Source organism: Capnocytophaga sp. H4358 (assembly GCF_002302515.1).
Classification (GTDB): Bacteria; Bacteroidota; Bacteroidia; order Flavobacteriales; family Flavobacteriaceae; genus Capnocytophaga; species Capnocytophaga canis.
Map to the genome: position 1 here is coordinate 1,158,398 of NZ_CP022380.1, position 11,234 is coordinate 1,169,631.

An 11,234-nucleotide genomic window follows, 5' to 3' on the forward strand; every position below is an offset into this window, starting at 1 on the left:
TTGCAAAGATACGCATTTATATGCAAAAAATCACCTTTCTTCCAACACCTTTTTCATGGCATTAGCCTTAACAAGGCATTCTTCATATTCTTTTTCAGGGTCAGAAACAGCTGTGATGGCACTCCCCACAGAAAAAGATACATACTTTTTTTTCTGATTATAAAAAATACTGCGAATGACCACATTAAAATCAAAATCGGCAGTAGGGGTGAAATAACCAATTGCTCCACTGTAAATACCTCGTTTTGAAGCCTCTAATTTTTCAATAATTTGCATTGCCGATAGTTTAGGAGCTCCTGTCATACTTCCCATCGGGAAAGTACTCTTCAGCACATCAACGGCATGTGTACCATCTTTTATCTTCGTTGCTATGGTGGATATGAGTTGATGTACTTGCTTAAAGGTGTAGGGCTTACAAAGCTCTCTAACCTCCACACTTCCTTTTTGTGCGTACATAGATAAATCATTGCGAACCAAGTCTACAATCATCACATTTTCAGAGCGTTCTTTTGGATTTTGTTCCAACTCATCACGCAATTTCCGATCCGTTTCAGCATCTGACGATCGCCTTGCTGTACCCTTGATAGGCTGTGAAATGACCGTTTCTCCCGTTCGCTGTAAATATCGTTCTGGTGATGCCGACATTACAAAACAATCATCAAACCTTAAATAACACGCAAAGGGAGGCGTTGATATAGAATTTAATCGAAAATAGGTGGAAATAGGATCTATTTGAACATCTTCTACATAAAATTCCTGGCAGAAATTCGCTTCATAGATATCACCTCGGGCAATATGCTCCTGCATTTTCCTTACCCTGTCCATATAATCCGCTTTGGACAATCGGGCAGTAATCGCATTTGGTTCTGAGATCTCTGAAAAAGGAAACATCTCCGCCGTAAGCATGGCTTTCCAATCAGCTTCTATTTCAGATGAAACCGACCTCAAATAGCTAAACATAACCATATTTTCTCTAAAGAAAAGTAACTTTTGAGGTTGAAAAAAGTAAAGCTCAGGAAATTGTAATCCATCGAAATTATTAGATTTCAAAGATGCTACATCATTCTTCAGATCATAGGACAGATAACCAAAAATCCAATCACGGGTCTTATCCACGAATGATCGTAGAGCATCAAAAGCTCCCAAAGGAGTATCAAGCCTCAGAATTGCATTAGGAGCAAATGCCAAAACAGCATCGAATTTATGATAAACATCAGCATACGCATTGGAATCCAACCAAATCATCGTTTCTCCTTGGTTATTTGCCCAATGGACAATCTGCTGTTTTATATTTCCAGTGATATGAAAAGACTTCTCTATTCGCATAAAATTACGATTAAAAATAAATTACAAAAATAATTACGAATTACGGGAATTAATTATAAATTACAAATTATAAATTACGAATTACGAGAATTAATGATTAATTATAAATTATAAATTATAAATTACGAATTACGGGAATTAATTATAAATTACGAATTACGAGAATTAATGATTAATTATAAATTACGAGAGTTAATGATTAATTATTAATTATAAATTATAAATTACGAATTACGGAGTTGGATAATTTCGTAATTGGAAATTCGTAATTCGTAATTTTCTTTGAAATTCGTAATTCGTAATTTTCTTTGAAATTCGTAATTAAATATCGTAATTTGAAATTAATCTGTTTTCATTTTCAGGGTAACGTTTCCAATGTTGTACACATAAACCGAAGCGGGTACAAAAGTAAAGTACAAATCTTCTATTTCCTTGGTTCCAGTTTTGTCGATTGAAGTAACCAAAGCACTTTTAAACCCGTTGGACTTACAAAATTGAATTAGACTTTGTAACTCTTGTGGTTTCTCGAAATAGCGGTTGCTCCATTTGATTTCCACTCCCCAAATGGGTTTGAATCGCACATCATCTACCAATACCAAATCTACCTCGCCTTCTTTTCTGCCGTCTTTCCAACGAGCATAAGTCAGGGCTAAATTTTCTCTGTGCATCCACTGTGACAAAACAGCAGTCTCTACCATATTTCCCATTTCGTCATCCACGGCTTTTATGGGGGAAAATAGAGCCGTACGAAGCGACGGATTGGTCAGATAAATCTTAAAACTCGTTATCCGTTTCAATCTCTTGGCATTGATATCCACCTTATTAAGTACCTTGATAAGAAAAGCCGCTTCGAGGTATTCCAAATATCTTTTGAGTGTTTCTTTCTGTATGCCACTTTCTTTGGACATTTTTTCGAAAGAAAATTCGTTGCCCGTGTTGTACGCAATGTAGGTAAAAAATCGGTTCAGCTCCTGAACATCCTTGATGCCGTACAAACTCGGCAAGTCTCTCAACAACACCTTATCCACAATATCGTTTTTCACATACCGTCCCATATCTTTCTGAATCTTTTCAGAGAGAACCACTTCAGGATAACCACCAAAATTGAGATACTGTTGGAATTCTTCATTCAGTTCATTTATATCCAAAGGCAGATGATACGGTATTGATTGTCCGCCGTATTGAATAACATCTTCTCGGATAAGATGATTTTTATTTTTGGTAGTGTTATAAAAAGTATGATGGTAGTTCTGATTGTCAGGCTGAGCGTAGTCGAAGCCTCGTAATTACAGGGCTTCGACTACGCTCAGCCTGACAGAAATATCCACTTTATTAAAGATATCATACTTTTTACAACACTTCCTTATTTTTTAAGTGAATAAACTCTTGAAATGTGAGCGGAGGCAACATAAAATCGGTAAATCTTCCTGCTCCACTCTCTGTGCTGTGCCAACGGAGTGCTGCTGCCGCCGAACCAGAAACGACAAATTTAGTTTCGGGATAAGTGTCAACCAACACTTTAAGATGGCGTTCCCAATCTTTTAGGTATTGAATTTCATCGAAAAACACATAGCAACCTCTCAGATACTCTATTTTTAAAGCCTCTTTGCATAACTCCAAAATGTCTTGTAATCCCAAATGTAAGTAAATAGGATTGTCTATTCCAACAAAAAATATCTTTTGCGGATTTATCCCCTCTTCAATCAGTTGGTCTATGGCGTGGTACATCATCACGGTTTTTCCTACCCTACGGGGGCCCATAAGCACTACCGCACGGCGAATATCCTGCTCTGTTATAAAGGGATAAAACAAATCGAAATACAACCTTTTCGACATATTTTTGTACAAATCGGGAATCCTTTGGCTCGACCACCAAGGGTTTTCGTACTGCAACCGCTCTATAATTCTCGGCGTAGGAATAAGCCCTGACTTTTTCATTTTTACACTTATTTATTTTACTTTTGTAAAAATAAACATATTTAAACATATTTATTTTTACAATTCAACACCTTTTAAACACACAAACCCTAAAAAAACTTTATTTCGCAAAGTTATAACATTTCGGGAATAATTTTAAATTACAAATTACGAGAATAATTTTAAATTACGAATTTCAAATTACCAATTACAAAGAAAATTACAAATTACAAAGAAAATTACGAATTACGAGAATTAATTATAAATTATAAATTACAAATTACGAGAATTAATGATTAATTATAAATTACGAATTACTATATTTAATTACGAATTACGGGAATTAATGATTAATTATAAATTACGAATTACGGAGTTGGATAATTTCGTAATTGGAAATTCGTAATTCGTAATTTTCTTTGAAATTCGTAATTATAAAAAAAAGGAAAGTGTTGTAAAAAGTATGATACCTTTAATAAAGTGGATATTTCTGTCAGGCTGAGCGTAGTCGAAGCCCTGTAATTACGAGGCTTCGACTACGCTCAGCCTGACAATCAAAACTACCATCATACTTTTTATAACACAACCAAAAAAAGCCGCCTTTTCAGACAGCTTTTTATTTTTATAGATTTTGTTATTTATTAGAATAACACGAAACCAATTTTAATGGTTGGTGCACCAAAGAAACTCAGGTTGTAATGATCCGCTGAGCGGTTGGCTAACCCAGGTTGTGGTTTGATTGATGACACTGCGTAGGTGTAAGAAATTCCTTCGATTTGTGCTCCAACAAAGAAGCGATCACTAAAGTAATAGTCAGCACCTGCAACGGCTGCAATGCGGTAGTTCCATGTTCTTGCTACAGACGAACCAAACTCTATTTTTTCAGCATAGTTGTAACGCTTAGAGTTTTGAGTGTATGCCAATCCCATACGACCTCCTGCAAACCATGAAAGTTTTGTACCTTCAATATTGAAGTAACGATCACCTCCAATGCTCATCGCATACGACAAGTTATGTTGTACAGGGATGGTTTCATACGCAGGAACAAATACTTCACTTTTGTTATCTTTTTCAGCTTCAACTCCAGGAACTTCATAGTAGCCAGGATATGCCGAATAGCTCAAACCAAAAGAACCCACAAAACGCCAATCATCATTTAAAAACCAACCTGCTTCGAAACCTACCATTGACCCCTTGTTTGTCCAACTTGTAGCGTGTTGCACTGGAGAAAACGATTTTCCCAATCCATTGGGTGCATCAGCGCTTTCATAGTTGTTGTAGCCCAAGGTAGCGGCAAAGGTGAACTTATTGCTTTTTGAAGCTTGTTCCTCCTGAGCGTTCGCTGTTATCCAAAGCGTAGGAACGGTGAAGGCGATTAATAATAATTTTTTTATTTTCATATAACAATTATTTTAGAAAAAGGTTGCCCAAAGGGCTTAGGCAACCTTTCCTTGTTATTAATTTGTTTTGTGCTTTAAAAGCCTGAGAGATTACTCAGATAATTTGATAGCTTCCAATTGCTTTTTGTAAGCCGCTAACAATACCTCTTGGTGAGCTTTGTCTCTTTTTAACTCAGCTAACTCTTCTTTTGCTAGATTCAATTTATCTTGAATAGTATCAATTTTTTCGTATTTAGCTATAGCAACCTCTGCTTTTTCAATTTCCTCGTAAGCTGTTTTGTATTGCTTATCAAATGTCTCGTACCCTGTAAGTATAGATCTAAACACCATTTTAATCTTAGAGAAATTGTCTTTTTGGTCTTTCAATCTTTGCTCAACAAAATAACGATCCGCTGCCTTTTGAACTGCCTCATTGTATTTCGCAACAACCTCATCAAATGCTTTTCTATCTTCATTTGTAGATGAACCTACAAAGAAAGACTTAACTCGAGCAAATTCCTTAACAACTCCTGTAACCTCTGCTCTTAACTTAGCTTTTAGTTTATTATCTCTTATCGCTTCTTCATAAGCGTGAGCTGCATTAGCAACTGCTTGTCTTCGTGTATTTATCACAGCTTCACCCAAGTTGTTTTCTATTGCTTGGTTAAGGCTCTCTTTTGCATCAGCTAATTTTTTAGCAAAGTTAGCTATGGTACCTGGTTTATTCTCATCTTGCTCGTTATACAAAGCGATAGCGTTGTCATACTGAAGAGCCAACTGCGGTAGATATTCAATATTTTTTTGCAAATCTGCCAAAATAGAGGTAGTATTAACTTTATCTGCTTTCACCTCTATTTTAAACAAAGAAGTTGTTTCTCCTTCATATTTAGAAGTGACATCTGACGCTGTCAAAGCTTGTAAATTTTGAACTTTTATAACATCTATAACATCCACAGCAAGAGGAAACTGAGTGTACAAAATCTCTCCATCATTTACTTTTTCTTGAAAATGTTCAAGCAATCTGGTTATCTCAAGTTGTTCCGCTGCTTGTTTCAATACTTTTTCAGCTGCTTTCTCAAGATCTTCTAATTCGTTGGTTGAAGAGGCTGTATTGTAAGCCAACTCAGCTCCATGCTCTTTTGCTTCATACTCTTTTACTTTAGCAGCATACTCCTCAGTTGAACCATTTTTAAGCCCATCCAATGCTGCAAGAAGTGCTTTGTTTTTAGCGATAATATCTTGTTGCTCTTTGATATCTCTTGCTTTCACAGCCTCAAGTGTTGTAGCACTTTGTGTCAAACCTGCAATCTCGGTTTCTTTTTTGATGATCTTACCTGTAAGTTTCACAACCTCTTTCGCAGCTTTGTTCATCTCACTCTCAATAGAAGTGTATTTTTCCAATTTCTTTCTAAACAACTCGTTTTGAGCGTCTAACAAGTTAGCTTCTGCTTCAGCTAATGCTTTCAATGCGTTAGCTTGTTCAGCTTTCAACTCATCATCAGCAGCTTTTGCTTTCGCTAAAGCACGCTCTGACTCAAGTCTTGCTTTTTCAGCATCAAGCTTCAATTTAGCTATGTCATTGTCACTCTTAGCCTCGTTAACAGCATGTTGCAACTGTTCCTTAGCAAGTTTAAGCTCTGCATCCTTAACAGAAACAAGCTCCTTGGCTAATACTGCCTCTCTAATTTTAACCTCCACTCCGTAAGCAGCCGTTTCCGCTACTTGTTGAGCTGTTTTCGCTTTTGTATTTTCCGCATTAGCGTTTAGTTCATTCGCCTTTGCGTTACGCAGATCTCTCACTGAGTCTGATTCGTTGTCTTTCACGCAGGATGTTAAACCTGTGGCTAACACCGCTGAAAGAATCGCTGGAATAATAATTCTTTTTTTCATCGTCTTAAAAAAAAATGGCATTAGTAAAATTTTTATGATTAAGTTTGCGAAAAAAGAATGGACTTTGTAGATTTTTTGAGAGAGATGTTGGGTATTACAGATGATTTTGCGATCACTTCGATAGTAAAAGACGAAGAAAATAAGATCATTAAAATTCACTTGAAATACCTTAACACCCATTTTGTTAAAGAAGGAAAGCGTTACAAACTGTATGATACCACCCCCGAGCGAGAGTGGCAACATTTAAATTGGTTTGACTATCGGTGTTACTTGGTTTGCAGTCTACCTCGTTACCTTTCTAAGGATGGTAAGCCTAAGGTTATCGATATTCATTTTGCACCTAAATACAAGGGATACACGCATTTATTCGCCGCCAAAGTCATAGAGACTTTACATAAAGTAAAGGTACAAAACACCGTTGCAGAACTGATGCATACCACCCCATATATGATAAGAAGCATTATGGAATCAGCCGTAGAAAAAGCACTTTTGGAACGAGGAGAAGTAAATGATTTAGAGAATGTTAGCTTAGACGAAAAAGCATATTCTCACGGACATAAATACGCTACAATTCTTATCGATAGCGATAAAAATTGTGTAGTAGAAATGACCGAAGGTAGAAAGGAAAAAAATGTAAAAGCCTTGTTTTTCAGTGTTAATTCACAAGAGAAACAGCCCTCCCTAAAAAGGGTAAATATGGATATGTGGAAACCTTATATAAACGCTATTAAGGATATAGCTCCCCAAGCGATGATTGTACACGATAAGTTTCATCTATTCAAGAAGTTATCCGAAGCCATTGATAAGACCAGAAGAAAAGAGGTAAAAGAAACCGAATTGCTTAAAGGACAGAAATACACCGTATTAAAGAGCGAAGAAAATCGTACAGAAGAGCAACAAAGAGCCTTTGAGCAAATGCTTAGTGAGAATTTACTTACGGCAAAGGCGTGGCAAATACGAGAGAATTTCAAGTATTTGTTTAGTTTAAAAGATGGTATAGCAATCAATTACGAGCTATGGAAAAATAATGCAATAAGTCAATCCATAACCGCTGTAAATGAAGTGATAAAGACCTTTGATAATCATTTACAAGGGATTATCAATGCGATAGTTACTCAAACATCCAGCGGGAAGCACGAAAATATGAATGGAAAAATACAATCCGTTATTTCAAAAGCAAGAGGATTCTTAAACTTTGAGCGTTTCAGAATAAACACCCTCTTTTACTTCGGTAATCTCAAGTTTAGCTCACAAAAAAATTAGTAATGCCAAAAAAATTAAAGTTAATAATTAATTTGTTTACTATAATAAATTTATGGCACTACTGCCATTTGATTTTACTTAACTGTTCTGAACTACTCGCAATAGCTACGCCACTACTTTCATTGCACGGGACAAAGGTAAATAAATTTTCTTTATACGCAAAAAAGTTTTAAAAAAAATTTCTTAATCGCTAACCACCCACTACTCGTATTTAATTACCTATACAATAACAATTCGTAACTATGAACTCTTAATACGTAACTATTATTTTGGGCAAAGATATGCAAAAAAAACTCTTTTCGGATATTTTTAACTTAATTATAACAATATTCGCACGAACGGTCAAAAACATATCCCGAACGGTCATTTTTTTAGGATAAAATTAACAAATGCAGTGCGAGAGATTTGGAATTGTTAAAAGGTTCAAGAGTTCAAGGTTTAAAGATTCAAAAATTCAAAGATTCAAAAATTCAAAGATTCAAAGATTCAAAAATTCAAAGATTCAAAGATTCAAAGATTCAAAGATTCAAAGATTTAAAGATTCAAAGATTCAAAGATTCAAAGATTGAAAGTTAATTATAAATTACGAATTACGAATTACGAATTACGAACTACGAACTACGAATTACGGGACTGGATAATTTCGTAATTTGAAATTTGGGTTGTGTTATAAAAAGTATGATGCTGGTTTTGATTGTCAGGCTGAGCGTAGTCGAAGCCCTGTAATGATAAGGCTTCGACTACGCTCAGCCTGACAAAAACACTTCTTTTTTTAAGGGCATCATACTTTTTACATCACCTTCGAAATTTGAAATTCGTAATTTTTTTGTAATTCGTAATTGTTTCACCACGTGTGCGTTAAAGAATGCTTTTTAATTGTTTTGGATTTTGTCGATTATCCCAAAAGGATACAATTTCAATCATATCTCGGACAATATAGATTAAAGAGAAGTTTTGAAGAATAATTAATTTTCTATACCTTAACACATTCCCATCTTTATGATCTTCTTTTTCTTCTGCTATAAAAGGATTTTTCATAAGCATATCTTCGGCTTCCTCTACAGCTTTCATGATCTTTTGAGAATATGTATTTGATGAATTATGGCTTATCCAAAACTGTAAAACATCTACATATTCCTGCTCTGCGACATAAGACCACTTTATACTCCGCATATTTTTCTTGCTTTTTCTCTTACTTCTAAATAAGATTTGGTTTCTCCTTTTTCTGCTTGTTTTATTCCTCGCAAAATATTTTCTCTTTGTTTTTCAGTAAGTCTTGTTTCATCATAAACCTCTAAGCCAATGGCTTCTAAAACTCTCACTGCCATTTGATACTGTTCAAAAGAGAGTGCTTTTTTGAATTGTATGGTATGTGTATTCATCACTTCTGTTTTCTGCAAAGGTAAGAAAAATAAATTACGAATGATTAATTATAAATTACGAATTACGATAGGTAATGAAAAATTATAAATTACGAATTACGATAGGTAATGAAAAATTACAAATTACGAATTACGGGACTGGATAATTTCGTAATTGGTAATTGGTAATTTGAAATTTTCTTTGTAATTTGAAATTTGAAATTTGAAATTTTCTTTGTAATTTGAAATTTGAAATTCGTAATTTTCTTTGTAATTCGTAATTGTATCTTCAATATATAGGCTTTTGTTTGTTGCTTTTAAAATACTTAATTGTAACTATCTTTTGTTCTTCTGAAATCTCATAGTACAAAGAGAATTTTCCTTTGAAAAAAATACGTCTGTATAAATTGAGGTCGCCTATGTAATGTGCTAAAAAATAAGGGGTTTCAGAAATGGATTGTTCAATAGAATTCACTTGCTCAACTATTTTCAAAGAATAGGTATTGGACTTGTTTCTATCTATCCAATATTCTAAATTTGAGAAATAAGCTGTTTCTGCGGTAGGTGTCCAAACTATTTTGTACATAATTTCAAGGCTCTGTTTCTAACTTCTTCACTTGAAATTAATAGACCTTGTTTAGCCTCTTCATTAGATTTTGCTATATTTTCTAAATCTTGTTTATCCAATGCAAAAGAGTCTATCTTACGCTCTATTTCAATTCCCATTTCATCTAATATTTGCGTTAAAAGCTGATACTCTTGAAAACTAAGATTTCTCTTTAATGTGATCGTATTCATAACTTCTGTTTTCTGCAAAGGTAAGAAAAATAAATTACGAATGATTAATTATTAATTACGAATTACGATGGTAATGAAAAATTATAAATTATAAATTATAAATTACAAATTACGAATTACGGAAATAATTACGAATTACGGGAGTGGATAATTCCGTAATTTGAAATTTGAAATTCGTAATTTTCTTTGTAATTCGTAATTTGAAACTCGTAATTTTCTTTGTAATTCGTAATTTGAAATTCGTAATTTTCTTTGTAATTCGTAATTTTCTTTGTAATTCGTAATTTGTAATTAATACTACACAAGTCCTTTTTGAATGAGGGCTTCAGCAATCTGAATGGTATTGGTAGCGGCTCCTTTGCGAAGGTTATCGGCAACAACCCACATATTCAAAGTGTTTTTCTGTGATTCGTCACGACGAATACGTCCCACAAATACGGCATCCTTACCTTGTGCGTAAAGAGGCATAGGGTAACTGTTCGTAGTGGTATCATCTAAGACTTGAATCCCTTCCGATGTTGATAGTAATTGTTTGACTTCTTCGAGGTTGAAATCGTCACGCAATTCAATATTTAAGGACTCACTATGCCCTCCAACCACTGGGATGCGTACGGCTGTGGCCGTTACGGCAATGGAATCATCGCGCATAATCTTTTTCGTTTCGCGTACTAATTTCATTTCTTCTTTGGTGTAGCCATTGTCCTCAAAAACATCACATTGAGGAATAGCATTGCGGTGAATCTGATAATGGTATGCTTTCTCCCCTTCTACTCCATTGTATTCATTTTCAAGTTGCTTTACAGCCTTGACTCCTGTTCCTGTGATAGACTGATAGGTGGAAACCACCACACGCTTGATGCCGTACTTTTGCTGTAAAGGTGCTAAAGCTACTAACATCTGAATGGTAGAACAATTGGGATTTGCTATGATTTTATCTTCTTTAGTAAGCACGTCCGCATTTATTTCGGGGATAACTAATTTTTTGGTAGGGTCCATACGCCAAGCTGAGGAATTGTCGATAACTGTAGTACCAACCTGTGCAAACTTCGGAGCCCACTCCAAAGAAGTGCCTCCTCCTGCCGAAAACAACGCAATGTCTGGTTTCAACGAAACGGCTTGTTGCATACCAACTACTGCATATTCTTTACCTCGAAAGGTAATTTTTTTACCTACAGATTTCTCTGATGCCACAGGAATCAATTCTGTTACTGGAAAATTACGCTCTTCCAAAATCTCTAACATCACGTTACCGACCATGCCCGTAACGCCTACAACTGCTACTCTCATGCTTTTTTTTATG

Annotated in this window: 11 protein-coding genes; 1 reads left to right on the plus strand and 10 read right to left on the minus strand. The window is 35.0% G+C overall.

Features of this window, described 5'->3' with window-relative positions:
* Positions 1-30 precede the first annotated feature (30 nt).
* From CGC49_RS04965 to CGC49_RS04985, 5 genes are all read right to left on the minus strand, one after another.
* Positions 31-1,326 carry an anthranilate synthase component I family protein gene (locus CGC49_RS04965; protein WP_095911999.1) on the minus strand — a complete coding sequence of 432 codons (1,296 nt, stop codon included), beginning with the start codon at positions 1,324-1,326 and terminating at the stop codon, positions 31-33.
* Positions 1,327-1,667: 341 nt separating this feature from the next.
* Positions 1,668-2,474: an ATP-binding protein gene (locus CGC49_RS04970; RefSeq protein ID WP_232745202.1), complete on the minus strand. Its 807-nt coding sequence runs from the start codon at positions 2,472-2,474 to the stop codon at positions 1,668-1,670.
* Positions 2,475-2,676: 202 nt separating this feature from the next.
* Entirely contained in the window at positions 2,677-3,264 is a 588-nt protein-coding gene (locus tag CGC49_RS04975; RefSeq protein WP_095912001.1) for an AAA family ATPase, read from the minus strand.
* Positions 3,265-3,884: 620 nt separating this feature from the next.
* Entirely contained in the window at positions 3,885-4,643 is a 759-nt protein-coding gene (locus CGC49_RS04980; RefSeq protein ID WP_095912002.1) for a BT1926 family outer membrane beta-barrel protein, read from the minus strand.
* Positions 4,644-4,733: 90 nt separating this feature from the next.
* On the minus strand, positions 4,734-6,533 hold the full coding sequence (locus CGC49_RS04985; protein ID WP_095912003.1) for a hypothetical protein: 1,800 nt from the start codon (positions 6,531-6,533) through the stop codon (positions 4,734-4,736).
* A 36-nt stretch (positions 6,534-6,569) separates the two neighbouring features.
* Here CGC49_RS04985 and CGC49_RS04990 point away from each other — a divergent pair, with 36 nt between their 5' ends.
* The gene (locus CGC49_RS04990) at positions 6,570-7,775 is read left to right on the plus strand and encodes an ISL3 family transposase (protein ID WP_095912004.1); all 1,206 of its coding nucleotides are present in this window, start codon (positions 6,570-6,572) and stop codon (positions 7,773-7,775) included.
* Positions 7,776-8,633: 858 nt separating this feature from the next.
* Here CGC49_RS04990 and CGC49_RS04995 read toward each other — a convergent pair.
* The 5 genes from CGC49_RS04995 to CGC49_RS05015 form a co-directional block, all read right to left on the minus strand.
* Positions 8,634-8,948: a type II toxin-antitoxin system RelE/ParE family toxin gene (locus tag CGC49_RS04995; protein ID WP_042006324.1), complete on the minus strand. Its 315-nt coding sequence runs from the start codon at positions 8,946-8,948 to the stop codon at positions 8,634-8,636.
* Positions 8,936-9,157, minus strand: a complete 222-nt coding sequence (locus tag CGC49_RS05000; RefSeq protein ID WP_095912005.1) for a hypothetical protein — start codon at positions 9,155-9,157, stop codon at positions 8,936-8,938. The genes CGC49_RS04995 and CGC49_RS05000 overlap by 13 nt, the downstream gene beginning before the upstream one ends.
* Positions 9,158-9,425: 268 nt before the next feature.
* A complete protein-coding gene (locus CGC49_RS05005; protein ID WP_095912006.1) occupies positions 9,426-9,722 on the minus strand; it encodes a plasmid stabilization protein ParE in 297 nt (98 codons plus the stop codon).
* Positions 9,710-9,934 (minus strand): hypothetical protein, encoded by a 225-nt coding sequence (locus CGC49_RS05010; protein ID WP_042347817.1) that lies wholly within the window; start codon positions 9,932-9,934, stop codon positions 9,710-9,712. The genes CGC49_RS05005 and CGC49_RS05010 overlap by 13 nt, the downstream gene beginning before the upstream one ends.
* A gap of 297 nt (positions 9,935-10,231) precedes the next feature.
* Entirely contained in the window at positions 10,232-11,221 is a 990-nt protein-coding gene (locus CGC49_RS05015) for an aspartate-semialdehyde dehydrogenase (RefSeq protein ID WP_095912007.1), read from the minus strand.
* Positions 11,222-11,234: the final 13 nt, after the last annotated feature.